This is a genomic window from Pseudomonas sp. Tun-23181 (genome assembly GCF_057415455.1).
Map to the genome: position 1 here is coordinate 3,968,414 of NZ_CM171630.1, position 24,449 is coordinate 3,992,862.

23 protein-coding genes are annotated in these 24,449 nt (G+C 65.6%); 10 read left to right on the plus strand and 13 right to left on the minus strand.

All coding sequences use genetic code 11. The annotated features are described in order from the left end of the window. Positions 1 to 20: 20 nt before the first annotated feature. The 3 genes from ACDI39_RS18870 to darG are packed head-to-tail and all read left to right on the plus strand — an operon-like array spanning position 21 to position 2,268. Positions 21 to 536: a DarT ssDNA thymidine ADP-ribosyltransferase family protein gene (locus ACDI39_RS18870; protein WP_253079872.1), complete on the plus strand. Its 516-nt coding sequence runs from the start codon at positions 21 to 23 to the stop codon at positions 534 to 536. Further along, a complete protein-coding gene (gene darT / locus ACDI39_RS18875; protein ID WP_225787583.1) occupies positions 533 to 1,174 on the plus strand; it encodes a type II toxin-antitoxin system toxin DNA ADP-ribosyl transferase DarT in 642 nt (213 codons plus the stop codon). The genes ACDI39_RS18870 and darT overlap by 4 nt, the downstream gene beginning before the upstream one ends. Then, positions 1,174 to 2,268, plus strand: coding sequence for a type II toxin-antitoxin system antitoxin DNA ADP-ribosyl glycohydrolase DarG (gene darG / locus ACDI39_RS18880; RefSeq protein WP_225787582.1), 1,095 nt, complete (start codon positions 1,174 to 1,176; stop codon positions 2,266 to 2,268). Before darT ends, darG begins: the two co-directional genes overlap by 1 nt. A 61-nt stretch (positions 2,269 to 2,329) precedes the next feature. Here darG and ilvD read toward each other — a convergent pair whose 3' ends face one another. From ilvD to ACDI39_RS18895, 3 genes are all read right to left on the minus strand, one after another. Continuing rightward, positions 2,330 to 4,171 (minus strand): dihydroxy-acid dehydratase, encoded by a 1,842-nt coding sequence (gene ilvD, locus ACDI39_RS18885; RefSeq protein WP_225787581.1) that lies wholly within the window; start codon positions 4,169 to 4,171, stop codon positions 2,330 to 2,332. Between the two features lie 392 nt (positions 4,172 to 4,563). Then, complete coding sequence (locus ACDI39_RS18890) at positions 4,564 to 5,760, minus strand: class I SAM-dependent rRNA methyltransferase (RefSeq protein ID WP_225787579.1); 1,197 nt, start codon at positions 5,758 to 5,760, stop codon at positions 4,564 to 4,566. A gap of 151 nt (positions 5,761 to 5,911) precedes the next feature. Then, a complete protein-coding gene (locus tag ACDI39_RS18895; protein ID WP_225787578.1) occupies positions 5,912 to 6,451 on the minus strand; it encodes a type 1 glutamine amidotransferase domain-containing protein in 540 nt (179 codons plus the stop codon). A gap of 192 nt (positions 6,452 to 6,643) precedes the next feature. On the opposite strand from ACDI39_RS18895, the gene ACDI39_RS18900 reads away from it, so the two are divergent. Together ACDI39_RS18900 and mutM are read left to right on the plus strand one after the other, a co-directional pair. Beyond that, positions 6,644 to 7,462, plus strand: a complete 819-nt coding sequence (locus tag ACDI39_RS18900; RefSeq protein WP_225787716.1) for an HDOD domain-containing protein — start codon at positions 6,644 to 6,646, stop codon at positions 7,460 to 7,462. 3 nt (positions 7,463 to 7,465) lie between these two features. Then, complete coding sequence (gene mutM / locus ACDI39_RS18905; protein WP_225787577.1) at positions 7,466 to 8,278, plus strand: bifunctional DNA-formamidopyrimidine glycosylase/DNA-(apurinic or apyrimidinic site) lyase; 813 nt, start codon at positions 7,466 to 7,468, stop codon at positions 8,276 to 8,278. Between the two features lie 118 nt (positions 8,279 to 8,396). Here the strand turns inward: mutM and ggt are convergent, their stop codons facing one another. The 6 genes from ggt to ACDI39_RS18935 all read right to left on the minus strand — a co-directional run bounded on the left by ggt (position 8,397) and on the right by ACDI39_RS18935 (position 14,578). Further along, positions 8,397 to 10,079, minus strand: a complete 1,683-nt coding sequence (gene ggt / locus ACDI39_RS18910) for a gamma-glutamyltransferase (RefSeq protein ID WP_225787576.1) — start codon at positions 10,077 to 10,079, stop codon at positions 8,397 to 8,399. After that, positions 10,079 to 10,330, minus strand: coding sequence for a YfhL family 4Fe-4S dicluster ferredoxin (locus ACDI39_RS18915; RefSeq protein ID WP_225787575.1), 252 nt, complete (start codon positions 10,328 to 10,330; stop codon positions 10,079 to 10,081). Before ACDI39_RS18915 ends, ggt begins: the two co-directional genes overlap by 1 nt. A gap of 109 nt (positions 10,331 to 10,439) precedes the next feature. Further along, a complete protein-coding gene (gene coaD / locus ACDI39_RS18920; RefSeq protein ID WP_225787574.1) occupies positions 10,440 to 10,919 on the minus strand; it encodes a pantetheine-phosphate adenylyltransferase in 480 nt (159 codons plus the stop codon). A 111-nt stretch (positions 10,920 to 11,030) separates the two neighbouring features. Further along, the gene (locus ACDI39_RS18925; protein WP_225787573.1) at positions 11,031 to 12,629 is read right to left on the minus strand and encodes a GMC family oxidoreductase; all 1,599 of its coding nucleotides are present in this window, start codon (positions 12,627 to 12,629) and stop codon (positions 11,031 to 11,033) included. Between the two features lie 19 nt (positions 12,630 to 12,648). After that, a complete protein-coding gene (locus ACDI39_RS18930) occupies positions 12,649 to 13,134 on the minus strand; it encodes a twin-arginine translocation pathway signal protein (RefSeq protein WP_225787572.1) in 486 nt (161 codons plus the stop codon). A gap of 13 nt (positions 13,135 to 13,147) precedes the next feature. Beyond that, complete coding sequence (locus tag ACDI39_RS18935; protein ID WP_253079854.1) at positions 13,148 to 14,578, minus strand: coniferyl aldehyde dehydrogenase; 1,431 nt, start codon at positions 14,576 to 14,578, stop codon at positions 13,148 to 13,150. A 155-nt stretch (positions 14,579 to 14,733) separates the two neighbouring features. On the opposite strand from ACDI39_RS18935, the gene ACDI39_RS18940 reads away from it, so the two are divergent. After that, a complete protein-coding gene (locus ACDI39_RS18940) occupies positions 14,734 to 15,399 on the plus strand; it encodes a TetR/AcrR family transcriptional regulator (protein WP_225787570.1) in 666 nt (221 codons plus the stop codon). A 37-nt stretch (positions 15,400 to 15,436) separates the two neighbouring features. Next, positions 15,437 to 16,291 (plus strand): sulfurtransferase, encoded by an 855-nt coding sequence (locus ACDI39_RS18945; RefSeq protein WP_253090976.1) that lies wholly within the window; start codon positions 15,437 to 15,439, stop codon positions 16,289 to 16,291. Between the two features lie 67 nt (positions 16,292 to 16,358). On the opposite strand, the gene ACDI39_RS18950 is transcribed toward ACDI39_RS18945, so the two are convergent. The 4 genes from ACDI39_RS18950 to ACDI39_RS18965 form a co-directional block, all read right to left on the minus strand. Continuing rightward, positions 16,359 to 17,351 (minus strand): hydrolase, encoded by a 993-nt coding sequence (locus ACDI39_RS18950; protein WP_253100287.1) that lies wholly within the window; start codon positions 17,349 to 17,351, stop codon positions 16,359 to 16,361. A 92-nt stretch (positions 17,352 to 17,443) separates the two neighbouring features. Further along, positions 17,444 to 18,046: a 16S rRNA (guanine(966)-N(2))-methyltransferase RsmD gene (gene rsmD, locus ACDI39_RS18955; RefSeq protein WP_225787567.1), complete on the minus strand. Its 603-nt coding sequence runs from the start codon at positions 18,044 to 18,046 to the stop codon at positions 17,444 to 17,446. Continuing rightward, positions 18,046 to 19,542 carry a M16 family metallopeptidase gene (locus ACDI39_RS18960; RefSeq protein WP_225787566.1) on the minus strand — a complete coding sequence of 499 codons (1,497 nt, stop codon included), beginning with the start codon at positions 19,540 to 19,542 and terminating at the stop codon, positions 18,046 to 18,048. Before ACDI39_RS18960 ends, rsmD begins: the two co-directional genes overlap by 1 nt. Then, positions 19,535 to 20,890 (minus strand): M16 family metallopeptidase, encoded by a 1,356-nt coding sequence (locus ACDI39_RS18965; protein ID WP_225787565.1) that lies wholly within the window; start codon positions 20,888 to 20,890, stop codon positions 19,535 to 19,537. Before ACDI39_RS18965 ends, ACDI39_RS18960 begins: the two co-directional genes overlap by 8 nt. A 232-nt stretch (positions 20,891 to 21,122) precedes the next feature. Between ACDI39_RS18965 and ftsY the strand changes: the two genes are divergently transcribed. Genes ftsY through ftsX form a run of 3 tightly spaced genes read left to right on the plus strand, consistent with a single transcriptional unit; the run spans position 21,123 to position 24,369 of the window. Further along, entirely contained in the window at positions 21,123 to 22,679 is a 1,557-nt protein-coding gene (gene ftsY / locus ACDI39_RS18970) for a signal recognition particle-docking protein FtsY (RefSeq protein ID WP_486536985.1), read from the plus strand. Further along, entirely contained in the window at positions 22,676 to 23,347 is a 672-nt protein-coding gene (ftsE, locus tag ACDI39_RS18975; protein ID WP_225787563.1) for a cell division ATP-binding protein FtsE, read from the plus strand. Before ftsY ends, ftsE begins: the two co-directional genes overlap by 4 nt. Beyond that, on the plus strand, positions 23,344 to 24,369 hold the full coding sequence (gene ftsX, locus ACDI39_RS18980; RefSeq protein ID WP_225787562.1) for a permease-like cell division protein FtsX: 1,026 nt from the start codon (positions 23,344 to 23,346) through the stop codon (positions 24,367 to 24,369). The genes ftsE and ftsX overlap by 4 nt, the downstream gene beginning before the upstream one ends. Positions 24,370 to 24,449: the final 80 nt, after the last annotated feature.

Genomic DNA, 24,449 nt, shown 5'->3' on the forward strand with positions numbered 1-24,449 from the left:
TCCACAATGTGCCTTCAATCATGCAGCGAGGGCTGATCCCTAGAGCTCAGCTGAATGGAGATTTCGCGGATATCGCTGATCCTGAGATCATTGAAGGGCGGTGTAGTGAGGCTCTGGAACAGTTTGTGCCATTTCACTGGTTTGCCAGGAACCCCTTTGATGGCAGGGTGCATCAGGACAGACCAGATGAGAGCTTTGTGCTGATTGCAGTGGAAAGATCTTTAGCGCGTCGGTGCAATTGGTGGGTGATTCCACGGCATCCACTGGCGGGTGGGGCTTTCGAGTTACTCGACTACGAGAGGGGGTTCGCGGCGATAGATTGGGATATGATGGATCGCCGAGATTACCGTGACCCACTTTGCAAACACGTCTGCATGGCGGAATGTCTATCTCCTGGGCCCGTGCCCGCAGCGCAGTTTGCAAAGATCTATACCCCATCGGCAGAGATCGAGCGAACCGTGCTTCAAGCGGCGCGGCAGTCGGGGTATAGCCGCCTGTGGGTTGACTCGAATCCGAATATGTTTCCACCTCGATGATCTATACCAGCCTCAACCCCTCCAAAGCGCTCATTTGGCGAATTGTCCATCGCGACAATCTTCCTTGGCTTTTGGATAACGGTTTGCACTCGGTTTCTTCCGGGAGGCTTTCCAGCGCCTACGTCGGTATCGGTAATCCAGATCTGATCAGCAAGCGGGCGCAGCGCTATGTGCCCATCGAGCCACGAGGTACATTGGCCGACTACGTACCGTTCTATTTCACCCCGTTTTCGGTGATGATGAAGAACATCCATTCGGGCTGGAGCGTACAGCAGCGCCGGAACGAAGAGATCGTGATCTTGGTCTCAAGCCTGTACCATGCGCGATCTCTTGGCCTGCGCTTCGTCTTCACCGACGCCCATGCCTACCCGCATTGGGCAGGCTACTACAGCGAGCTGCAGCATCTGGACAAGATCGATTGGGGGATCCTGCAGCGCAGGGACTTTAAGCGCGATCCTGACGATCCAAGAAAAATGGAGCGCTACCAGGCTGAGGCCTTGATCCACAGGCATGTTCCGACAGCTGGTCTTTTGGGTATTGTCTGCTACAACGAAGCTTTGAAACGTCGTGTTGACATGGAGGTTCAGCAGCGTCAGCTGAACCTTCCCGTGCATGCTCGACCCGGGTGGTACTTCTGATGATCCGCTTTACACAAGGTAACCTGCTGGAGGCGAAGGCTGAAGCGCTGGTTAACACAGTCAACACCGTAGGGGTGATGGGAAAAGGCATTGCGTTGATGTTCAAGGAACGCTTTGCCGAGAACTATCGCCTGTACGCGGCTGCCTGCAAAGCGGACGAGGTGGTCACCGGGAAGATGTTCGTCACCGAGGTCCGAGAATTGGAAGGGCCGCGATGGATCGTGAACTTCCCAACCAAACGGCATTGGCGCTCTCCCTCACAGATCGCCTGGATCATCGAAGGCCTGCACGATCTGCGCAGATTCGTTATCGAGAACAAGGTGATTTCCATCGCCATTCCTCCCTTGGGTGCAGGTAATGGAGGATTACCTTGGGCGTCCGTACGTGAGCAGATCGAAGCGATCCTGGGGGATCTGGAGGCGGATGTCCTGGTTTTCGAACCCACGGGCAAGTATCAGAACGTCTCCAAGCGCAGCGGTGTAGAAAAGCTGACGCCGGCCCGGGCGCTGATTGCGGAGCTTGTGCGCCGCTACTGGGTTCTCGGTATGGAGTGCAGTTTGCTAGAGATCCAGAAGTTGGCCTGGTTCCTTGAGCGTTCGATAGAGCGGTTCACGCCTGAGGATAATCCTCTGGATCTGAAGTTTTCTGCCCATAAGTACGGTCCTTATGCCAACCGGCTTGAGCACCTGCTGGACAATCTGGATGGGAGCTATCTCCATTGCGGCAAGCGCATCAGCGATGCGGGGCCGATGGACGTCATCTGGTTCGACGAAGGCCGAAAGGCTTTTGTCCAGGCGTACCTGAACAGTGAGGCCAAAGCATATCTGCCAGCCCTGGAGTTCACTACCAGCCTGATTGACGGTTTCGAATCGCCTTTCGGCATGGAGCTTCTCGCCACCGTGGATTGGCTACTGCATCGAGATGGTATTGAGCCGGATGTGTCCTCGATTCGCCGAGGATTGAAAGCCTGGTCCGGGGGGGCAGGTGCTGCAGCCCGAAAAAGCAAACTGTTCGACGACGAATCCCTCAGCATCGCCTTGAATAAGCTGTCTGTATTCAGGACGAGTCCAATCCCTGTCAGTGCAGTAAATTAGTCGTTCACTCTCAAGAATAAAAACCGGCGCACAGGGCGCCGGTTTTTATTTGCCGCGAGCCTTACAGCCCTTCGAGCATCGCCTTGTTGCGCACCGCGCCCTTGTCGGCGCTGGTGGCCAGCAGGGCGTAGGCCTTCAGGGCGGTGCTGACCTTGCGTGGGCGGGCTTCGGCCGGTTTCCAGCCTTTCTTGTCCTGCTCCACACGGCGAGCGGCCAGTTCCTCGTCGCTGACCAGCAGGTTGATCGAGCGGTTGGGGATGTCGATGAGGATCTTGTCGCCATCGCGCACCAGGCCGATGGCACCGCCTGCGGCGGCTTCCGGCGAGGCGTGGCCGATCGACAGGCCCGAGGTGCCGCCGGAGAAGCGGCCATCGGTGAGCAGGGCGCAAGCCTTGCCCAGGCCCTTGGACTTCAGGTACGAGGTCGGGTAGAGCATCTCCTGCATGCCTGGGCCGCCTTTCGGGCCTTCGTAGCGGATGATGACCACGTCGCCGGCTTTCACTTCGTCGGCGAGGATGCCGCGCACGGCGCTGTCCTGGCTCTCGAAGATCTTCGCGCTGCCCTCGAACACCAGGATCGACTCGTCGACACCGGCGGTCTTCACCACGCAGCCATCCTGCGCGATGTTGCCGTACAGCACGGCCAGGCCACCCTCTTGCGAGTAGGCGTGCTCGACGCTACGGATGCAGCCTTCGGCGCGGTCCAGGTCCAGGCTCGGCCAGCGGGTCGACTGGCTGAAGGCGGTCTGGGTCGGGATACCGGCGGGGCCGGCCTTGAAGAAGGTGTGCACCGCCTCGTCATCGGTCTGGGTAATGTCCCACTTGGCGATGGCTTCCTCCATGCTGCGGCTGTGCACGGTCGGCAGGTCGGTGTGCAGCAGGCCGCCACGGGCCAGCGAACCGAGGATGCTGAAGATGCCGCCAGCGCGGTGGACGTCCTCCATGTGGTACTTCTGGATGTTCGGCGCCACCTTGCACAGCTGTGGCACTTTGCGCGACAGGCGATCGATGTCGCGCAGGTCGAAGTCCACCTCGGCTTCCTGGGCCGCAGCCAGCAGGTGCAGGATGGTGTTGGTCGAACCACCCATGGCGATGTCGAGCATCATGGCGTTCTCGAACGCCTTGAAGTTGGCGATACTGCGCGGCAGGACCGAGGTGTCGTTCTCGCCGTAGTAGCGCTTGCACAGCTCGACGATGGTGCGCCCGGCGCTGAGGAACAGTTGTTCGCGGTCGGCGTGGGTGGCCAGGGTCGAACCGTTGCCTGGCAGGGCCAGGCCAAGGGCTTCGGTCAGGCAGTTCATCGAGTTGGCGGTGAACATGCCGGAGCACGAACCACAGGTCGGGCACGCGCTGCGCTCGTACTCGGCGACCTTCTCGTCGCTGGCGGACGAGTCGGCGGCGATGACCATGGCGTCGACCAGGTCCAGGCCGTGGTTGGCCAGCTTGGTCTTGCCGGCTTCCATCGGGCCGCCGGAGACGAAGATCACCGGAATGTTCAGGCGCAGGGCGGCCATCAGCATGCCGGGGGTGATCTTGTCGCAGTTGGAGATGCACACGATGGCGTCGGCGCAGTGGGCGTTGACCATGTATTCCACGGCGTCAGCGATGATCTCGCGGCTCGGCAGCGAATAGAGCATGCCGTCGTGGCCCATGGCGATGCCGTCGTCGACCGCGATGGTGTTGAATTCCTTGGCCACGCCACCGGCGCGCTCGATCTCGCGGGCCACCAGTTGGCCCAGGTCCTTCAGGTGCACATGCCCTGGGACGAACTGGGTGAACGAGTTGGCGATGGCGATGATCGGTTTCTTGAAGTCTTCGTCCTTCATCCCGGTGGCGCGCCAGAGGGCACGGGCACCGGCCATGTTGCGGCCCTGGGTGGAAGTCTTGGAACGGTAAGCAGGCATGAAGCACTCCTGGCGGCTGAATCAGGTCACAAAAAGGGGAGTGAGCTTCTCTTGTCCTTTGCGCCGAGGCCGGTTGCCACTGGCACGGATGAGGTCGAAGACAGCGCGGGATCGCCGCGTGCTCGACCAGAGCTCATAAACCCGCCGGGGATGTCTGGCGATGAATAGGCCGATTCTACACCGCTGGCGCGGCGAGGGAATGGCGATGTGGATGGCCGGCGGCTATCTGGGACGGGGTTCGGCGATGATTTCACCTGGCAGGTGCTTTGTAGGCAGCACTCCCGAATGCGGGCAGTTGGCCTTTCGGCCGTGCCGCTGGCGTGTTTCGGGATCGCTTTGCACTGCTGGATACCTGATGCGACCTGGGGCCGCGAGGCGGCCCCAGGTGACGGTCAGCTGTTGGGCAGCAGCCGGCAGGTGATGCTCTTGATGTAGCGGGTTTCGGCGATCGCCGGGTGCACCGGGTGGTCCGGCCCCTGGCCGCCGCGCTCAAGCAGTTGCAGGTTGCGGTCCAGGTGACGGGCGCTGGTCAGCAGGATGCTGTGCAGGTCGTCTTCCGGCAGGTGCATCGAGCACGAGGCACTGACCAGGATGCCGTCCTTGGTGAGCATGCGCATGGCCTGCTCGTTCAGGCGACGGTAGGCTGCCTCGCCGTTCTTCAGGTCTTTCTTGCGTTTGATGAAGGCGGGCGGGTCGGCGATGATCACATCGAAACGTTCCTCGGCGGCCTTCAGTTCGCGCAGGGCCTCGAACACGTCACCTTCGATGCAGGTCAGCTTTTCGCCGATGCCATTGAGCGTGGCATTGCGCTCCACGCCGTCGAGTGCGAAAGCGGAGGCATCGACGCAGAACACTTCGCTGGCACCGAACGCGCCGGCCTGTACGCCCCAGCCACCGATGTAGCTGAACAGGTCCAGTACACGCTTGCCCTTGACGTAGGGCGCCAGGCGCGCGCGGTTCATGCGGTGGTCGTAGAACCAGCCGGTCTTCTGGCCGTCGCGCACCGGGGCTTCGAACTTCACGCCGTTCTCTTCCAGCGGCACCCAGTCGGGCACTTCGCCGTAGACGGTTTCGACGTAACGCCCCAGGCCTTCGGCATCGCGGGCGGCGGAGTCGTTCTTGAACAGGATGCCGCTGGGCTTGAGCACCTGGACCAGGGCGGCGATCACCTCGTCCTTGTGCTGCTCCATGGTGGCCGAGGCCAGTTGTACCACGAGGATGTCGAAGAAGCGGTCGACCACCAGGCCTGGCAGCAGGTCCGAGTCGCCGTAGACCAGGCGGTAGCAAGGCTTGTCGAACAGGCGCTCGCGCAAGGACAGGGCGACGTTCAGGCGGTGCACCAGCAGCGACTTGTCCAGCGGCAGCTTGGCATCGCGCGACAGCAGGCGGGCGCAGATCAGGTTGTTGGGGCTCACCGCCACCACGCCCAGGGGTTTGCCGTTGGCGGCCTCGAGGATCGCCTGCTGGCCGGCACGCAGGCCTTGCAGCGGGGTCGCGGCGACGTCGACTTCATTGCTGTAGACCCACAGGTGGCCGGCGCGCAGGCGGCGGTCGGCATTGGCTTTGAGGCGAAGGCTGGGCAGGGACATGACGTCGCTCCGGGAAAAAGAGCGGGATTATAGCGCGTTGGACATAGGGCCGGGGCGGTTGACGATAAAGCGTGGATCGGGTTCCGGGGGGCTGGTCCGGCCTGTTTACGGCGGTTCGGCGCCCCGAACCGCCGCGAATGGGCTGCCGGTTTCACCTCGCCAGCGCCCTGACCAACTGTTCGTTGAAGGCCGGGATGTCGTCCGGCTTGCGGCTGGTGATCAGGTTACCGTCCACCACCACTTCCTCGTCGACCCAGTTGCCGCCCGCGTTGCGGATATCGTCCTGCAGGGTCTTGTAGCTGGTCATCCGGCGTCCCTGGGCCAGTCCGCTGGACACCAGCAGCCAGGCGCCGTGGCAGATGACCGCCAGGGGCTTGCTGGCCGAGTCATGGCTCTTGACCAGTTTTTGCGCGGCCGGAATCACTCGAATGGTGTCGGAATTTTGCACGCCGCCAGGTAGCACCAGGGCGTCGTACAGGTCGAGGCTGGCACTTTCGAAGGTGGCGTCGACCGGGAACGTGTCTGCCGGTTTGTCATGGTTCCAGCCACGCACGGTGCCTTCCTTGTCGCTCAGGATATCCACCACCGCACCGTGCCGCTCCAGGGTTTCGCGGGGGCCGGTGAGCTCCACCTGCTCGAAACCGTCGGTGACCAGGAAGGCCACGCGCTTGCCGTTCAGTTCTGCGCTCATGGGGTTGTGCTCCTTTTCTGGATGGGCCTGAGAAGGAGGCTGGCGGGGCTGTGGCAAAGTTCCTGGAAAAGGTGCCAGTGGTTGGTACGCCGATGGGATCCAGGGTTAGAATTCGCCGTCCTTTCCGAGTGTGTGTCCATGCCCCAGGAACTCAGCCCCGAACAGATCCAGCAAGCCTTGCAAGGCATCACCATCCCGCCGCAACCGCAGATCATGGTCGACCTGCAGTTCGAGCAATACATGCCCGACCCGGACCTGGAGACCATCGCCAAGCTGATCGCCCAGGACCCCGGCCTGTCCGGTGCCTTGCTCAAGCTGGTGAACTCGCCGCACTTCGGCCTTGCCAACAAGATCGGCTCGATCCAGCGTGCGGTGAACCTGCTGGGCAGCCGTTCGATCATCAACCTGATCAACGCCCAGTCGATCAAGGGCGAGATGAGCGACGAGACCATCGTCACCCTCAACCGCTTCTGGGACACCGCCCAGGACGTGGCCATGACTTGTCTGACCCTGGCCAAGCGCACCGGGCTCCAGGCGGTGGACGAGGCCTACACCCTGGGCCTGTTCCACGACTGCGGCGTGCCGCTGATGCTCAAGCGTTTCCCCGACTACATGCAGGTGCTGGAGGAGGCCTATGCCAATGCCGGCGAGGACCGGCGCGTGGTGGATACCGAGAACCGTGCCTTCAACACCAATCATTCGGTGGTCGGCTACTTCACTGCCAAGTCCTGGCGCCTGCCGGAGCACCTGAGCGCGGCCATCGCCAACCACCACAATGCCCTGGCGGTGTTCCGCGACGAGTCGTCGCGCAATACCCAGACCCAACTGAAGAACCTGCTGGCGGTGCTGAAGATGGCCGAGCACATCTGTGCCTCCTACCGGGTGCTGGGCAACCAGGGCGTTGACCATGAGTGGAACGTGGTCGGCCCGCTGGTGCTGGACTACATCGGCCTTTCGGAGTACGACTTCGAGAACCTCAAACAGACCATTCGCGAACTGGGTGGGCACTGATCCATGCCGGAATTGCCAGAAGTCGAGACTACGCGGCGCGGTATCGCGCCTTACCTGGAAGGCCAGCGGGTCAGCCGCGTGGTGGTCCGTGACGGGCGCCTGCGCTGGCCGATCCCGGAGGACCTGGACGTGCGCCTGTCGGGGCAGCGCATCGTCACGGTGCAGCGGCGTGCCAAGTACCTGCTGCTCAATGCCGAGGTCGGCACCCTGATCAGCCACTTGGGCATGTCGGGCAACCTGCGCCTGGTGGAGCTGGGCTTGCCTGCTGCCAGGCACGAGCATGTGGATATCGAGCTGGAGTCGGGCCTGGCCCTGCGCTACACCGACCCGCGCCGTTTCGGCGCCATGCTCTGGAGCCTCGATCCGCTCAACCACGAACTGCTGGTGCGCCTGGGGCCGGAGCCGCTGACCGACCTGTTCGACGGCGAGCGCCTGTTCCAGCTTTCCCGGGGGCGGGCCATGGCGGTCAAGCCGTTCATCATGGACAACGCCGTGGTGGTGGGGGTGGGCAACATCTACGCCACCGAAGCGCTGTTCGCCGCGGGCATCGACCCGCGCCGCGAGGCCGGCGGCATTTCCCGAGCCCGCTACCTGAAGCTGGCGATCGAGATCAAGCGGGTGCTGGCGGCGGCCATCGAACAGGGCGGCACCACGCTGCGCGATTTCGTGGGGGGCGATGGGAAACCGGGGTATTTCCAGCAGGAACTGTTCGTCTATGGCCGGGGCGGCCAGCCGTGCAAGGTCTGTGGCACCACCCTGCGTGAAGTGAAGCTGGGGCAGCGGGCGAGCGTCTACTGCCCGCGTTGCCAGCGCTGACATCCCTCTTGGGGCTGCTTTGCAGCCCATCGCCTTTGGCGTTGACCTCAAGAGCAGCGCGCCCCTTGTGGGAGCGGGCTTGCCCGCGATAGGGCCGCAAAGCGGCCCCTCTCGCAGGCTATTCGAATACCATGGCCTCGCCGACCCCACGCGGATCGCTCGCGGCCTCCAGTGTGCCGGCAGCCTTGTCCCAGTACAGCACCTGCTGGTTGCCATAGGTGCGCCCCAGGTCTTTCAGGCGGTAGCCGCGTGCCTGCAACTGCTCCTTCTGCGCCTGGCTGAAGGTCCCTGGTTCGTGTTCGAGCACATCCGGCAGGTACTGGTGATGGTAGCGGGGCATGGCCGGCCACTCGGCCACCGGGCGACCTTCGAGATAACCCAGCATCGACAGCAGCACCATGCTCGGGATGCGGCTGCCGCCCGGCGTGCCGAAGCTGGCGAACTGCTCCGGGCTTTCGATGAAGCTCGGGCTCATGCTCGACAACGGCCGCTTGCCCGCCGCCACCGCATTGGCCTGGCTGCCGGCCAGGCCATAGCTGTTGCTGCCGCCAGGGTCGGCGGCGAAGTCGTCCATCTCGTTGTTCAACACCACACCCGTGCCCGGCACGCTGAAGGCTGCGCCAAACGGCAGGTTGACCGAGAGCGTGGCCGACACGGCATTGCCCAGGGCATCGATCACCGCGAAATGCGTGGTGTGGTCGCCTTCGCGCCAGGCGCTGGCCGGTGGCAGGGTACTGCTGGGCGTGGCCTGGTGGACATCGATGCTGTCGGCCAGACCTGTCAGGTAGCCACGGGCCAACAGGCGGTCGATGGGGTTGGCGACGTAGTCCGGGTCGCCGAGCGAGCCACGGTCGCGGTACGCGCGGCGCAGCGTTTCGACCACGTAGTGGCTGCGCTGGACCGGCTCGGCCTGCTGCCACGGCAGGCGCTGGAGCATGGCCAGGCTCTGGGCCACGGCCACGCCGCCGGCCGAGGGGGGCGGGCTGCTGATCAGCTCGCGGCGCTCGGCCAGTGCGAAGCGCAGCGGTTCGCGCCAGGCGGTGTGGTAGCTGGCGAGGTCGTCGAGGGTCCAGATCCCGCCTGCCTGGCGTACACCATCGACCAGTTGACGCGCCAGGGGGCCACGGTAGAAGCCATCGCGACCGTGATCGGCCAGGCGTTGCAGGGTGTCGGCCAGCTCCGGCTGACGGATCACCGTGCCAAGGGCTGGCACCTGGCTGTCGCTCAGGAACAGCCGCGCGCTTTCCGGGTTGTCGCGCAGGGCAGACAGGCGCATGGTCGCGCGGTCGCGATAGATGCGATCGACGGCGAACCCCTGGTTCGCCAGGCGGATGGCCGGGGCCAGGCTGTCCTTGAGGGGGAGTTGGCCGTGGGCCTGCGCAAGGTCGGCCAGGGCCTGGGGCAGGCCGGGGATGGCGGCGGCCAGCGGTCCGTTGATCGACAGGTTGGGCAGGGGCTTGCCGTCTTTGAGGTACATGCCTGGCGTCGCTGCGCCAGGGGCGCGCTCGCGGGCGTCGAGAAAGGCATAGCGTGGTGTGTCGCCGGCTTCGCGGAGCAGGAAGAAACCACCGCCGCCGAGCCCGGAGCCATAGGGCTCGACCACCGCCAGCGCGGCGCTGATGGCAATGGCCGCGTCGAAGGCGTTACCACCTTGCGCGAGGATCTGCCGGGCAGCTGCGGTAGCCTCGCCATGGGGGCTGGCGATGGCGGCGCGACCGGGCCCGTCGGCCAGGGCGGCGCTGGCCAGCAGCGCCAGGAGCGTGCCGAGGCATACGCTGCGAAACGCGGCGACGAGCGGCATTAGGCCTTGCCGGTGATCCGGCGGTACTTGGCCATCAGTTCGTCGTGGGTCTCCGGGTGGGCTTCATCCAGGGGGATGCAGTCGACCGGGCAGACCTGCTGGCACTGGGGCTCGTCATAGTGGCCCACGCACTGGGTGCACAGGTTCGGGTCGATCACGTAGATCTCTTCGCCCTGGGAGATGGCGGCGTTCGGGCACTCGGGTTCGCAGACGTCGCAGTTGATGCAATCGTCGGTGATGATCAGGGACATGGGGACTCCGGCCGGGGCTCGAGGCCCGGGCATGTTTCAAACCAATGGGCACAATTGTGCCGCATTCGCGCCCGCAGTGCACGCGGGCGCGACGTTCAGGCAGGGGGCATCACTTCCTGAAGCGTTCGCTCAGGGCGTCGGCCACCACCGGATGAACGAACTTGCTGATGTCGCCACCCAGCGCGGCGATCTCCCGGACCAGGGTCGAAGAGATGAAGGAGTAACGCTCCGACGGCGTGAGGAACAGGCTCTCGACATCCGGTGCCAGTTGGCGGTTCATGTTGGCCAGCTGGAACTCGTACTCGAAGTCCGATACCGCGCGCAGGCCGCGCAGCAGCACATTGGCGCCCTGTTCCTTGGCGAACGCCGCCAGCAGGGTGGAGAAGCCGATGACTTCGACATTGGGCAGGTGCTTGGTGACCTCGCGGGCCAGCGCGACCCGTTGCTCCAGGGGGAACAGCGGATTCTTCTTCGGGCTGGCCGCCACGGCGATGATCACGTGGTCGAACAGGCGCGACGCACGTTCGACCAGATCGCCATGGCCTTTGGTAATGGGGTCGAAAGTACCCGGGTACAACACTCGGTTCATCGCGTCATCCTGGCTGGAGTGCGTTGGGGAGTCGGATGGTAGCGCAGGGACTGCGCCCGGCCAAGTCACGCGGCCGAATGATGGCACTATAGACAGTGCGGATAATCGTTGTCATGCGCCACGCGCCAGGCGGGTAGCCAGCGCCTCGCCGAGCCGGGCGCTGATGGCGTAGACCGACAGTTGCGGGTTGGCACCGATGCTGGTGGGGAACAGCGAACCGTCGTGGATCGACAGGTTCTGCAACTGGTGATGCCGACCCAGGCTGTCGCACACCGCTTGACGCGGGTCCTCGCCCAGCGCGCAGCCGCCCATGACATGGGCGCTGCCCAGGCGGGTGTGAAAGGGTTCCAGGCGCAGGCGCTCGATCAGTGCCTGGGCCTGGCGCAGGTCGTCGACGTAGCGTGCATCCCCATGTACCGGCATCACCTGGGCGGCGCTGGCGGCGAACTGGATCTGCGCCATGCTGTGGTAGGCCCGGCGCAGGCCGTCGCGCAGGTAGTCGGTGAGCGGGTAGTCGAGCACGGGCGAGCCGTCGCTGCGCAGCTCCACCTGGCCGCCCTGGCTCTGCGGGTGGAAACCGTCGCGCAGCAAGGCCAGCATCATGTGGGTATGGGGCAGCTCGGCCATGCGCTGGGCATTCTCCAGGCCATGCCCGCCCAACAGGGTACTGGCCAGGGCCGGGTGCAGCGGCGGCACCTCCAGCTTGTAGCCAATCGGGCCGTCGACACCCTCCAGCCACTGGAAATGATCGCTGTAGATGGACTGGGGCGCGCCGTAGAAAGGGTCGATCCGTTCGGCGAACCGCGCCACGCTGAAGTTGACCAGGTGCAGGAAGGTGCGCTTGCCCAGGCGCTGGTAAGGGTCTGGCGCTGCCGAGCGCAGCAGCAGGGCAGGGCTGTTGATGCCGCCGCCGGCCAGCACGTAGTGGCGAGCGCGGACCCGTACCTGGCGCCCGTTGGGATGTACGCCTTGGCTGTCCAGGGCCTGGCAGAGCAGTTCGCCAATGCGCTCGCCGTCGTGCAGGAAGCGCTCGGCCCGCGCCAGGTAGAGCAGTTCGCCGCCGTTGTCGAGGGTGGCCGGGATGCTGGTCACCAGCATCGACTGCTTGGCGTTGACCGGGCAGCCCATGCCGCAGTAGCCGAGGTTCCAGCAGTCGCGCACGTTGCGTGGGATCACCGCCCAGTGGTAGCCGAGGGCTTCGCAGCCGCGCCGCAGTACCTCGTTGTTGGCGTTCGGCGGGACGGCCCAGGGGCTGATGCCCAGGCGTCGCTCCAGGCGTTCGAACCAGGGTTGCAGGTCTTCGCTGCCCAGGCCTTTCACCCCGTGCTCCCTGGCCCAGTGGCCGAGGGTCTGTGGCGGCGTGCGGAAGCTCGAGGTCCAGTTGACTAGCGTCGTCCCCCCCACGGCTCGACCCTGGAGGATGGTGATGGCGCCGTCCTTGCTCATGCGCCCCAGCCCTTCCTGGTAGAGGCTGGCGTAGGCCTCGTTCTCCAGCAGGTGGAAGTCGCTGCTGGTCTTGAGCGGGCCTTCCTCGATCAGCAGGACCTTGAAGCCGGCGGCACTGAGTATTTCCGCAGTGGTGGCGCCACCTGCGCCGCTGCCGATCACGGCGACGTCGGCTTGCAGGGTCAGGTCTTGCTCCAGGCGCGAGGCATCATGGGTGATCCAGCCTTGTTCCAGGCCTTGGCGAAACGGGTCGGCTACGGGCATCGGGGAGGCTCTTGTGGGATCAGATGTTCGGAGGGCCGGGGTAACCACAGGCCGCCCAGGCTTCGGGGCGCTCGTACCAGGCCATGAGCAGCAGTTGCAGCAGCGAGGCGTGGCCCATGCGCAGCAGGTTCAGCGAGCTGTCCTGCCAGCGCGCGAGAAAGGCGCTGACCTGTGCGGGGCTGGCGTTCTCCCAGCGGCCCCAGACACCGGTCAAGGGCCCGCGGGTCAGCGGCAGGTTGAGCACGTCGAACAGTTGCCGGGTGAGCTTGAGCATCGCCGGCGACAGCGCCGCCAGCTTGTGGTCCAGGCTGTGCAGGACCAGCGTCGGCGACGCTTGGGTGCCGGCCAGCACCACGGGAATCAGGGCATGCAGCAGCGGCAGGTCGTCGTCGCGCAGCGTGCTGAAGCCCGGCGCGCTGGCCTGTGGCGAACAACCGACCAGGCTGGCGCCGGCCAGGAAGACGCTGGCGCCGAGGCTGAACTGGAGCAGGTCGCGGCGGTGCATGGGGGCGCCTCGCTCAGCGGATGAACAGCTTGTAGACCAGGCGTTGCAAGGCCTTGCCGTAAGGCGGGTAGATCAATCGGGCGGCGTTGAAGCGCTGCTTGGCCAGCACCGCCTTGGCCTTGCTGAAGGTCAGGAAACCCTCGTGCCCGTGGTAGTGCCCCATGCCGGATGGGCCGATGCCACCGAAGGGCAGGTCGTCCTGGGCCACATGCAGCAGGGTGTCGTTGAGGCAGACGCCGCCGGAATGGCTATGGCGCATGACATGGTCCTGCTCGGCGCGGTCGTAGCCGAAGTAATAGAGCGCCAAGGGGCGCGGACGGTCGTTGATGTAGGCCAGGGCGTCGTCGAGGCTGTCGTAGGGCACCAGCGGTAGCAAGGGGCCGAAGATCTCCTCCTGCATCACCTGCATGTCATCGTTCACATCCAGCAGCACATGGGGCGGCAGGCGCCGGCCCTGGCGAGGTTCGTCAGGGTAGAGGTCGAGCGCTTGGGCACCTTTGTCGCGGGCATCCTCCAGCAGTCGCTCCAGGCGCTGCAATTGCCGCGGGTTGACGATGGCGCTGTAGTCCGGGTTGTCGCCGATGCGTGGGTACAAGCGGCGCACGGCACGCCGGTAGGCATCGGCGAAGGCTCCCAGGCGTTGGCGTGGGACCAGTACATAGTCGGGGGCGACGCAGGTCTGGCCGGCGTTGAGGGTCTTGCCGAAGGCGATGCGCTCGGCGGCGGTGTCCAGCGGCACGCTGGCCGAGACGATGGCCGGCGACTTGCCGCCCAGCTCCAGGGTCACGGGGGTCAGGTTCTGTGCGGCGGCGAGCATCACGTGGCGGCCGACGGCAGTGGAGCCGGTGAACAGCAGGTGGTCGAACGGCAGGCGGGAGAAGGCCTGGCCGACTTGCATGTCGCCGAGCACGACACTGACCAGGTCGCCGGGGAACACTCGCTCCAGCAATGCCTTGAGCGCTTGCCCGGTGGCCGGCGTGGCTTCGCTGAGCTTGAGCATCACCCGGTTGCCGGCGGCCAGGGCGCAGGTCAACGGGCCGATGGCCAGGAACAGCGGGTAGTTCCACGGCACGATGATGCCCACCACCCCCAGCGGCTGGTACAGCACCCGGGCGCTGGCCGGCTGGAAGGCCAGGCCGACCCTGCGCCGCGAAGGTCGCATCCAGCGTTGCAGGTGACGCTCGGCATGGCGCAGGCCCTGTACCGATGGCAGCAACTCGGCCAGCAGGGTTTCGTCGGCGCTGCGGCCTGCGAAGTCCTGGTCGATGGCTTCGACCAGCTGTTGCTGCCCTGCCAGCAAGGCCTCGCGCAGGCTTTTCAGCCATTGCCGGCGTTGGGCCGCCTCGGGCATGGGGTGGCTGGCGAACGCCTGGCGCTGGGCAGCGAACGTCGCGGCCAGGTCGGGGTCGGAATACACAGGAGGCAAGGCGATCGGCGAAGTCATGGCGGCTCCACGAAAGGGGGCTGTTATGACTAGAGCCTATACTCTAATTTGCGCGCTGGCGCGAGTTTTTTGCGCCCTGGCACAGAACGGTGCATCCCTTGGCAGATACACCTTAAGATGGGCGATCATTGAAGTACGCAGACTTGGAGCTGAGCATGGCCCCGCGCATGAAGACCCGTGAGCGCATCGTGCAGAACAGCCTGGAGCTGTTCAACCAGCAGGGCGAACGCAGCGTCAGTACCAACCACATCGCCGCGCACATGGAAATCTCGCCTGGCAACCTGTACTACCACTTCCCTAACAAGCAGGCGATCATCGCCGTGCTCTTCAGCCAGTACGAAGCGCTGGTGGACAGCTTCCTGCGGCCTCCCCAGGGGCGCACCGCGACGGTCGAGGACAAGCGCTTCTACCTCAAGGCCCTGCTGGCGGCGATGTGGAACTATCGCTTCCTGCACCGCGACCTGGAGCACCTGCTCGACAGCGACCCGGAACTCGCCGCCCGTTACCGGCGTTTCTCCCAGCGTTGCCTGCAGCAGGGCCAGGCGATCTACCGGGGCTTCGTCGAGGCCGGGATCCTGGCCATGGATGCGGCGCAGATCGAATCGCTGACCATCAACGCCTGGATCGTCCTGACCTCGTGGGTTCGTTTTCTCAGCACCACGCGCGAACATTCCGCGCACCTGGGTGAAGAAGCCTTCAAGCGCGGCGTCTACCAGGTACTGGTGCTGGAACTGGGGTTCGTCACCGCCAGTTCGCGCGCTGCCGTGGATACGCTCTGCGAGGAGTTCCACGTACCGTTCAACCAGGCCCTGGAGCAGTGACTCCAGGGCCTTTCGTGCCATCGATCAGGAGATTGTCATGCCCCTTGCGCAATTGATCACCCCGCAGCAGTTGGCCGACCGCCTGGAGTCGCCGGGGTTGGTGATCCTCGACTGTCGTTTTGCCCTGGAGGATGTGGATTACGGCCAACGCAGCTATGCCGAGGGGCATATCGCGGGGGCGCACTTCGCCGACCTGGAGCGGGACCTGAGCGGGCCGGTGGTCAAGGGCCGCACCGGGCGCCACCCGCTGCCGGATCCGCGACGGCTGGTCGAGCGCCTGCGCGAATGGGGCATGGACAACGACAGCCAGGTGGTGCTGTACGACGATGGCCCCGGCGCGTTTGCCGCCCGCGCCTGGTGGCTGCTGGCCTGGCTGGGCAAGCGCGATGACGTTTTCATCCTCGATGGTGGCCTCAAGGCCTGGCATGCCGCCCATCTGCCGCTGAGCCTCGATCCACCGGTCAAGCGCGAGGGCAGTTTCACCGGTGAGCCGGACATGAAGCTGCTGATCGACGCCGAGCGTCTGGCCAAGCGCCTGGGGCAACCGGAGTTGACCCTCATCGATGCCCGCGCGCTGCCGCGTTTTCGTGGCGATGTCGAGCCGATCGACCCGGTGGCCGGGCATATTCCGGGGGCCCAGTGCTTGGCGTTCACCGACAACCTGGGGCCGGATGGCCACTTCCTGCCGGCCGCGCAGCTCAAGCAGCGTTTCGACGAGGCACTGGCAGGGCGGGCACCGGAACAGCTAGTAGCCTATTGCGGCTCGGGGGTGACCGCTTGCCACAACCTGTTCGCCCTGGCGCTGGCGGGGTACCCGCTGGGGCGGTTGTATGCCGGGTCGTGGAGCGAGTGGATCAATGATCCACAGCATGGCGTGGCGAAAGGGGACTGAGCTTTCGAGGTCTTCGTCATCTGTGAAAGCAGGTAGTTCTGGCAGGCAGTGGGGTGTCAGGGCTGTTCTAGGCGCCCTCTGCCAACCACTGCGCAATCCTCCGCTCCAGGTAATACCCCGGATTGCGCAGGCTGCCATCGACGAACCCCACATGCCCGCCTCGCTCATGTAGCTCCAGATGCGTCTGTGCCGCCAACTCGCTGGCTGCGGGCAGGCTGTGGCCGGACACGAACGGGTCGTCGGTGGAATGGATGATCAGTGTCGGCGTCCGGTTCTCGCCTAGGTAGTAGCGGCTCGACGAGCGCCGGTAGTAGTCATGGGCATCGCTGAAACCATTCAACGGTGCGGTGACCTTGCCGTCGAAATCCCAGAACGTGCGCAGGTTGCGTAACGGCCCCAGGCGCTCGAGCGCCGCCAACCCTTCGTGATGGCCGCTCTCGCGAAAGTGCCGCTGCTTCTGCTGCACATAGGCAAGCATCTCGCGCATGAAATGCGCCTGGTAGACCTTGGAAAAACCCTGGCCGATGCGATCGGCGCACTGATCCAGGCGAAACGGCACCGACACCGCCACCGCGGCCTCCAGTTGGCTGGTCGTACCGCTCTCGCCCAGGTACTTGAGCAGCACATTGCCGCCCAGCGAATAACCGACCGCATACAGCGGCGCCAGCGGGCGCTGGGCGCGCAGGTGGCGAATGGTCTCGGCCAGGTCTTCGCTGGCGCCGGAGTGGTAGCTGCGCGGCAGCAGGTTCGGCTCGCCGGAGCAACCGCGCCAGTTGACGGCGACGCTGGCCCAGCCACGGGCCTGCAGCGCCTGCTGCAGGCCTTTGACGTAGGGGGAGGCGGACGAGCCAGTCAGGCCGTGCAGCACCAGCACCAGCGGGGCGGCGGGCTGGTGTGGGCCATGCCAGTCCAGGTCGAGGAAGTCGCCATCGGCCAGCCACAGGCGCTCGCGGGTGCGCTGCAGGTCGGGGAGCTTGCGCCACAGCGGCCCCCACAGGGTCTGCAGGTGGGGGTTGGACAGGCCGGTGGCCGGACGGAAAGTGGCGTTGAGGCTAGGCATGCTGGGTGACCCCTGTTGTGCCTGCCTAGCTTGACATGAATCGTCGCCACTGTACCTGCGCTATTGGTCGCAGCCGTGCCTGCCGCTGGACGTCAGCCGCGCTGCCAGAGCGCGTAGTGCACCTGGCCGGTCTTCTTTTCCCGGTGCAGGCGCCAGTTGCCAGGCATCGGCAGGGTAGAGGGCGCAGCTTCGCTCTCGGTGTAGATCCAGGCCTGTTCACGCAGCCACTGGCCGTCTTCGAGCAGGTTGCAGGTGTTGGCCAGCAAGTCCTGATGGAAAGGCGGGTCGAGGAATACCACGTCGAACCGCTGCTTGGCCGGCCCTTGCAGGTAGCGCAGCGCGTCGGTCTGCAGGATCTGGCCGCGGGGGCAGCGCAAGACCTCCAGGTTGTGCTTGAGGTTGGCGATCGCTGCCGGGTTGCTGTCCAGGGCCACAGCGTCCTCGGCTCCACGCGACAGGGCCTCCAGGACCAGCGCCCCGCTGCCGGTGAAGGCATCCAGCACCTGGGCGCCCTCGATATACGGTGCCAGCCAGTTGAACAGGGTTTCGCGGACCCGGTCGGGGGTCGGGCGCAGGCCGTCTCCTTCGGGTACCGTCAGGCGGCGGCTGCGCCACTCGCCGGCGATGATGCGCAGGTGGCCCGGGCCCTTGCTGGGCCCTTGGCCCGGGTGGGCGGGTCTGGATGGCTTGGCCATTAGTGCTCCGGTACGCCGAGCGGTTGCTCGGCGGGTTTGTCAGTGGGCGGTGGCAGCGGTTTCTGCGGCACCTTCGGGCCGGCCGTGACGATCACCAGCTTGTCTGCCGACAGGTGCTTGTTCATGGCCGCCTTGACCTGCTCGACGGTCAGGTCCTGGGATTGCTGCATGAAGTCCTCGAGCCAGGTCAGCGGCAGGTTGTAGAAGCCTATCGCCCCCAGTTGACCGACGATACTGGCGTTGCTGGCATTGGACAGCGGGAAGCTGCCGGCCAGTTCGCGCTTGGCGTCGTCCAGCTCTTGCTGGGTCGGGCCATGTTCCAGGTAGTCGGCGAGGATATCCTGGACCAGCTTGAGGGTGCCTTCGCTCAATTCGGCGCGGGTCTGCAGGTTGATCATGAATGGCCCGCGCACCTGCATCGGGCTGAACACCGAATAGACGCCATAGGTCAGGCCACGTTTCTCGCGGACCTCGCTCATCAGGCGGGTGCCGAAGGCGCCGCCGCCAAGGATCTGGTTGCCCAAGGAGAGGGCGGCCCAGTCCGGGTTCTGGCGGTCGATGCCGAGCTCGGCCAGCATCAAGTGGGTCTGCTTGGAGGGGAAGTCGATGTGGGTCAGGCCCGCCTTGGGCTCGACAGGCTCGGCCGGCTTGGGCAGGGCCGGGCCCTTGGGCAGGGCAGTGGAAACCTGGGCGGCGATGGCCTCTGCTTCGTCGCGGCTGAGGTCGCCGACCAGGGCGATCACCGCGTTGCCGGCCGCATAGGCCTTGGCGTGGAAGGCGCGCAACTGCTCCAGGGTGATTCCGGGGATGCTCTCGGCGGTGCCGTCGCTCGGATGGGCGTAGGGATGATCGCCGTACAGCTTGGCGAACAGCGCCTTGCCGGCGATCTTGCCGGGGTTCTGCTTCTCGTACTCGAAGCCTGCCAGCAGTTGGTTCTTGATGCGCGTGAGGGCATCGTCCGGGAAGGTCGGTTTGCCCACCACCTCGGCGAACAGCTTCAGCGCCGGCTCGCGCTTGTCGGCGGCACTCAGGCTGCGCAGGGTGGCCACCGCCATGTCGCGGTAGGCGCCGTTGCCGAAGTCCGCCCCCAGGCCTTCGAAGCCTTCGGCGATGGCGGTCACGTCCTTGCCGGCCACGCCTTCGTTGAGCATGGCGTTGGTCAGGGTGGCCAGGCCTGGCGTGTCGCCGTCCTGGCTGCTGCCGGCGGCGAAGGTCACGCGCAGGTCGAACATCGGCAGCTCGCGGGCTTCGACGAACAGCACGCGGGCGCCTTCGGCGGTATTCCAGCTCTGGATGTTCAGCTGGCGCCGGCTGGGCGCCTTGCCGTCCAGCTCGGCCAGGGACTGCAGGGTGTTGGCCGGACGGGCGGCGGTGCTGTCGGCCTGCGCCACGTTGTCCGACTGGGCTGGGCGGGCCAAGGCCATGGCCAGGGCCACCACCAGCACGATGATGCCGAGGCCGAACAGGGTGTAGCGAGTTGCGCTGCGGTCACTCATGGGCGGACTCCTCGGGCAGTACATGGGCAACGCTCAGGCGTTCGCGGGTGAAGTAGGTGCGGGCGGCGTCCTGGATGTCCTGCGGGGTCACGCGCTTGAGCTCGTCGAGTTCGCTGTCGATCAGCTTCCAGGACAGGCCCACGGTTTCCAGTTGGCCGATGGTGGTGGCCTGGCTGCTGATGGAGTCACGGTCGTAGACCAGGCCGGCGATCACCTGGGCGCGCACGCGCTCGAGCTCCTCGGCGCTGGGCGGCGTGGTCTTGAGTTCGTCGAGCAATTGCCAGATGCCTTTCTCGACGTCGGCGAGGGTCTTTTGCTTCTGTACGTTCGGAGTGGCCGAGACCAGGAACAGGCTGTCGCCACGGGTGAAGGCGTTGTAGCTGGACGAGGCGCCGGCCACCAGCTCCTGGCCGCGCTCCAGGCGGGCTGGCATGCGGGCGCTGTAGCCGCCGTCGAGCAGGGCGGAGATCAGGCGCAGGGCATGGACGCTGCGTGGGTCCTTGGCGGTGGCCAGGCCTGGTACGTTGAAGCCGTAGATCAGGCTTGGCAACTGGGTGCGCACATGCAGGGTCAGCTGGCGCAGGCCGGGTTCGGCCAGCTCCAGCGGCAGCTTGGCCGGCGGCACGGCGCGCTTGGGAATGGCGCCGAAATACTTGTTGGCGAGGCCCTTGACCTCGTCGACGCTGACATCGCCGACCACCACCAGGGTGGCGTTGTTCGGCGCGTACCAGGATTCGTACCAGTGGCGCAGTTCCTCGACCTTCATGCGCTCGAGGTCGGCCATCCAGCCGATGGTCGGGGTATGGTAGCCGCTGGCCGGGTAGGCCATGGCGCGGAACAGCTCGAAGGCCTTGGCATTGGGCTGGTCGTCGGTGCGCAGGCGGCGCTCTTCCTTGATCACCTCGATCTCGCGGCTGAACTCGTCGGCCGGCAGGCGCAGGCTGGCCAGGCGGTCGGCCTCCAGCTCCAGGGCCACCGGCAGGCGGTCGCGGGCGAGGACCTGGTAGTAGGCGGTGTAGTCGTCGCTGGTGAAGGCGTTCTCTTGCGCGCCGAGGTCGCGCAGGATGCGCGAGGCCTCGCCAGGGCCGACCTTGGCGCTGCCCTTGAACATCATGTGCTCCAGGGCGTGGGACAACCCGGTCTGGCCCGGGGTCTCGTAGCTGGAGCCGACCTTGTACCAGATCTGCGAAACCACCACCGGGGCGCGATGGTCTTCGCGCACGACCACCTTCAGGCCGTTGTCGAGGATGAACTCGTGGGTGGGCTGCGGATCGGCGGCGAGGGCCGCGAGCGGCAGGCAGAGCGCGCTGAGCAACAGGCCAGCGGCGCGGCGGGCTAGAGCATTCATACGTTGGTTAACCTGTACGGCGGCCCGCTTGGCTTAGCGTCGGCGGGCCAGGAGGTGCTAGGATACTGATCCGGTTGCCTGGCGACCATGCCTGTCGCCGTTCTGGCCCACAGGCCACTTCGACAAAACGTTGCGCATGAACCAGCCGGATCCAAGAGAGTCTGTTCTGCGTTACCAAGAATTTCCGATGCGCCGTTGATGGCCCATCGCTACCCTGAGATAGCCGTCTTCCATGTTTGGTTCCAACGACGACAAAAAAGCGCCGGCCGAGGCTGGCGAGAAGAAAGGCCTGTTCAGCTGGTTTCGCAAGAAGCCGCAGCAAGCTGTCGCCGAACAGCCGCAATCCCCTGAGCCTCAGGCTGCCGAGCCGGTAGCGCCGCAGGCGCCTGTCGAGCAGCCTGCTCCGGTCGCCGAGGCGCCGGTCGTGGCTCCAGCCCCTGTCGAGTCCGCACCTGCCGCCGCGCCGCAGCCCCCTGCTGGCGCGCCGGTGCTGCCTGTCGCCGAGGATCAAGCCCTGGCGGCCCCTGTGGGAGCGGGCTTGCCCGCGAACGAGGCCACGCCGTCGCCAGCGCTGGCGGGCAGCACCTCCCAGCCTGCCAGCACCCTGACCCTGCCAGTCGCCGAGGAGCCTGTGGCCCTGGTCCCAGACCTGGAGCCCAGGACCCCCCCTGTCATTCCCGAGCGCCCGGCCCCTGAGCTGGTGCTGGCTGAGGTTCGAACCGAGCGCCCCGAACCCGTACCGGTCGCTGCGCCGGCGCCTGTCGAGCCTGTGCCCGCGCCGGACGCTGCGCCGACGCCCGTCGAGCCTGCCCCCGAGCCGGTCGCTGCTGCGCCCGCTGTCGCCGCCGAACCTTCCAAGGTCGGTTTCTTCGCCCGCCTCAAGCAGGGCCTGTCCAAGACCAGCGCCAGCATCGGCGAGGGCATGGCCAGCCTGTTCCTTGGCAAGAAGGTCATCGACGATGACCTGCTCGACGAGATCGAGACACGCCTGCTCACCGCCGATGTCGGCGTGGAGGCCACCTCGACCATCGTCCAGAACCTGACCCAGAAAGTGGCTCGCAAGCAGCTGGCCGACGCCGATGCGCTGTACAAGTCGCTGCAGGAGGAGCTGGCCGCCCTGCTGCGCCCTGTGGAACAGCCACTGACGATCCAGTCGCAGGGCAAGCCGTACGTGATCCTCGTGGTCGGTGTGAACGGCGCGGGCAAGACCACCACCATCGGCAAGCTGGCCAAGAAACTGCAGCTCGAAGGCAAGAAGGTCATGCTGGCCGCTGGCGACACCTTCCGCGCCGCGGCCGTGGAGCAACTGCAGGTGTGGGGCGAGCGTAACCAGATCCCGGTGATCGCCCAGCACACCGGTGCCGACTCGGCTTCGGTGATCTTCGACGCCGTGCAGGCCGCCAAGGCCCGTGGCATCGACGTGCTGATCGCCGATACCGCCGGTCGCCTGCACACCAAGGACAACCTGATGGAAGAGCTGAAGAAAGTGCGCCGGGTCATCGGCAAGCTCGATGCCGAGGCACCCCACGAGGTCCTGCTGGTGCTGGACGCCGGCACCGGCCAGAACGCCATCAGCCAGGCCAAGTACTTCAACCAGAGCGTCGAACTGACCGGCCTTGCCCTGACCAAGCTGGACGGCACCGCCAAGGGCGGAGTGATCTTCGCCCTGGCCAAGCAGTTCGCCCTGCCGATCCGCTTCATCGGCGTCGGCGAAGGCATCGACGACCTGCGTACCTTCGAGGCCGAGCCATTCGTCAAGGCTCTGTTCGCCGAGCGGGAGCATCCATGATCCGATTCGAACAGGTTGCCAAGCGCTACCCCAACGGCCATGTCGGCCTGCACGAACTGAGCTTCCGGGCGCGCCGGGGCGAGTTCCTGTTCGTCACCGGCCACTCCGGTGCCGGCAAGAGCACGCTGCTGCGCCTGCTGCTGGCCATGGAGCGTCCGACCAACGGCAAGCTGCTGTTGGCCGGGCAGGACCTGGGCCAGATCAGCAACGCCCAGATCCCGTTCCTGCGTCGGCAGATCGGCGTGGTGTTCCAGAACCACCAGTTGCTGTTCGACCGCACGGTGTTCAACAACGTCGCGTTGCCGCTGCAGATCCTAGGCCTGTCCAAGCCCGAGATCGCCAAACGGGTGGACTCGGCCCTGGAGCGAGTGGCCCTGGCCGACAAGGGCGAGCTGTTCCCGGCCGACCTGTCCACCGGCCAGCAACAGCGGGTCGGCATCGCCCGCGCCATCGTCCACCAGCCGGCCCTGCTGCTGGCCGACGAGCCGACCGGCAACCTCGATCCGCGCCTGGCCGCGGAGATCATGGGGGTGTTCGAGGACATCAACCGCCTGGGCACCACGGTATTGATCGCCAGCCATGACCTGGCGCTGATCGCGCGCATGCGGCACCGCATGCTGACCCTGCAGCGCGGTCGACTGATCGGCGATGGGGAGGCCGGGCAATGAGCACTACACGTACGCCGAAGGTTTCCGAGCGCGTCGCGCCCAAGGCCGCCGACCCGCAGCCGGCGAAAAAACGCGCAGGTCACGACGACGACGGCCCAGATTTCCGTACCCTGCTGCACGCCTGGCTGGAAAGCCACCGGGCCAGTCTGGCCGACAGCCTGCGGCGCCTGGGCAAGCAGCCGATCGGCAGCTTCTTCACCTGCCTGGTGATGGCGGTGGCGCTGAGCATGCCCATGGGGCTGTCGCTGCTGCTGAAGAACGTCGAGAAGCTCGGCGGTTCTTGGCAACGTGCCGCGCAGATCTCCCTGTTCCTCAAGCTCGACGCCGGTGGCAAGGAAGGCGAGGCCTTGCGCGACGAGATCAAGGGCATGCCTGGCGTGGCCGATGCCCAGTATGTCAGCCGCGAACAGGCGCTGGAGGAGTTCCAGCAGCAGTCCGGCCTGGGCGAAGCCCTGCGCGAGCTGCCGGAGAACCCGTTGCCCGGCGTGGTGGTGGTGACCCCGACCGAGGTCGACAAGCCGGCCCTGGAAGCCCTGCGTCAGCGTCTGTCGGAGCTGCCGCAGGTCGAGGTGGCGCAGTTGGACCTGGTGTGGGTGGAGCGCCTGGCGGCGATCCTCAAGCTGGGTGACCGTTTCGTCTTCGGCCTGGCCGTGCTTCTGGTTTCGGCCCTGCTGTTGGTAATTGGTAACACAATTCGCCTGCACATCGAGAACCGCCGTACCGAGATCGAAGTGATCAAGCTGGTGGGCGGGACCGACAGCTACGTGCGCCGCCCCTTCCTCTATATGGGGGCCCTGTACGGCCTGGGCGCGGGGTTGCTGGCCTGGGGGATCCTGGCGTTCTCCCTGGACTGGCTGAACGATGCGGTCATAGGGCTCTCCGGGCTGTACGGCAGCGACTTCGCCCTGGGCGGCGTGCCGGGTTCCGATGGTCTGTCGCTCTTGATCGGGGCCGTGCTGTTGGGGTATATCGGTGCATGGATCGCGGTCGCCCGCCACTTGAACGAGTTGGCACCTCGATAATGTTTTCTGGCCAGCATTGACTTTTTTCTCAGTCTGGGAACTTGTTTCTTGGTTTCCGGTCAATGTTGGCAGTGCCCAAA

Excerpts from the sequence above, each read along its gene's own strand:
- coaD (WP_225787574.1), bottom strand. The coding sequence starts at position 10,919 with ATGAACCGAGTGTTGTACCCGGGTACTTTCGACCCCATTACCAAAGGC.
- ftsE (WP_225787563.1), top strand. The coding sequence starts at position 22,676 with ATGATCCGATTCGAACAGGTTGCCAAGCGCTACCCCAACGGCCATGTC.
- darG (WP_225787582.1), top strand. The coding sequence starts at position 1,174 with ATGATCCGCTTTACACAAGGTAACCTGCTGGAGGCGAAGGCTGAAGCG.
- ACDI39_RS18870 (WP_253079872.1), top strand. The coding sequence starts at position 21 with ATGCAGCGAGGGCTGATCCCTAGAGCTCAGCTGAATGGAGATTTCGCG.
- darT (WP_225787583.1), top strand. The coding sequence starts at position 533 with ATGATCTATACCAGCCTCAACCCCTCCAAAGCGCTCATTTGGCGAATT.
- ftsY (WP_486536985.1), top strand. The coding sequence starts at position 21,123 with ATGTTTGGTTCCAACGACGACAAAAAAGCGCCGGCCGAGGCTGGCGAG.
- mutM (WP_225787577.1), top strand. The coding sequence starts at position 7,466 with ATGCCGGAATTGCCAGAAGTCGAGACTACGCGGCGCGGTATCGCGCCT.
- rsmD (WP_225787567.1), bottom strand. The coding sequence starts at position 18,046 with ATGGCCAAGCCATCCAGACCCGCCCACCCGGGCCAAGGGCCCAGCAAG.
- ACDI39_RS18950 (WP_253100287.1), bottom strand. The coding sequence starts at position 17,351 with ATGCCTAGCCTCAACGCCACTTTCCGTCCGGCCACCGGCCTGTCCAAC.
- ACDI39_RS18895 (WP_225787578.1), bottom strand. The coding sequence starts at position 6,451 with ATGAGCGCAGAACTGAACGGCAAGCGCGTGGCCTTCCTGGTCACCGAC.
- ggt (WP_225787576.1), bottom strand. The coding sequence starts at position 10,079 with ATGCCGCTCGTCGCCGCGTTTCGCAGCGTATGCCTCGGCACGCTCCTG.
- ACDI39_RS18930 (WP_225787572.1), bottom strand. The coding sequence starts at position 13,134 with ATGCACCGCCGCGACCTGCTCCAGTTCAGCCTCGGCGCCAGCGTCTTC.
- ftsX (WP_225787562.1), top strand. The coding sequence starts at position 23,344 with ATGAGCACTACACGTACGCCGAAGGTTTCCGAGCGCGTCGCGCCCAAG.
- ACDI39_RS18960 (WP_225787566.1), bottom strand. The coding sequence starts at position 19,542 with ATGAGTGACCGCAGCGCAACTCGCTACACCCTGTTCGGCCTCGGCATC.
- ACDI39_RS18925 (WP_225787573.1), bottom strand. The coding sequence starts at position 12,629 with ATGCCCGTAGCCGACCCGTTTCGCCAAGGCCTGGAACAAGGCTGGATC.
- ACDI39_RS18935 (WP_253079854.1), bottom strand. The coding sequence starts at position 14,578 with ATGACTTCGCCGATCGCCTTGCCTCCTGTGTATTCCGACCCCGACCTG.
- ilvD (WP_225787581.1), bottom strand. The coding sequence starts at position 4,171 with ATGCCTGCTTACCGTTCCAAGACTTCCACCCAGGGCCGCAACATGGCC.
- ACDI39_RS18945 (WP_253090976.1), top strand. The coding sequence starts at position 15,437 with ATGCCCCTTGCGCAATTGATCACCCCGCAGCAGTTGGCCGACCGCCTG.
- ACDI39_RS18965 (WP_225787565.1), bottom strand. The coding sequence starts at position 20,890 with ATGAATGCTCTAGCCCGCCGCGCCGCTGGCCTGTTGCTCAGCGCGCTC.
- ACDI39_RS18940 (WP_225787570.1), top strand. The coding sequence starts at position 14,734 with ATGGCCCCGCGCATGAAGACCCGTGAGCGCATCGTGCAGAACAGCCTG.
- ACDI39_RS18890 (WP_225787579.1), bottom strand. The coding sequence starts at position 5,760 with ATGTCCCTGCCCAGCCTTCGCCTCAAAGCCAATGCCGACCGCCGCCTG.
- ACDI39_RS18915 (WP_225787575.1), bottom strand. The coding sequence starts at position 10,330 with ATGTCCCTGATCATCACCGACGATTGCATCAACTGCGACGTCTGCGAA.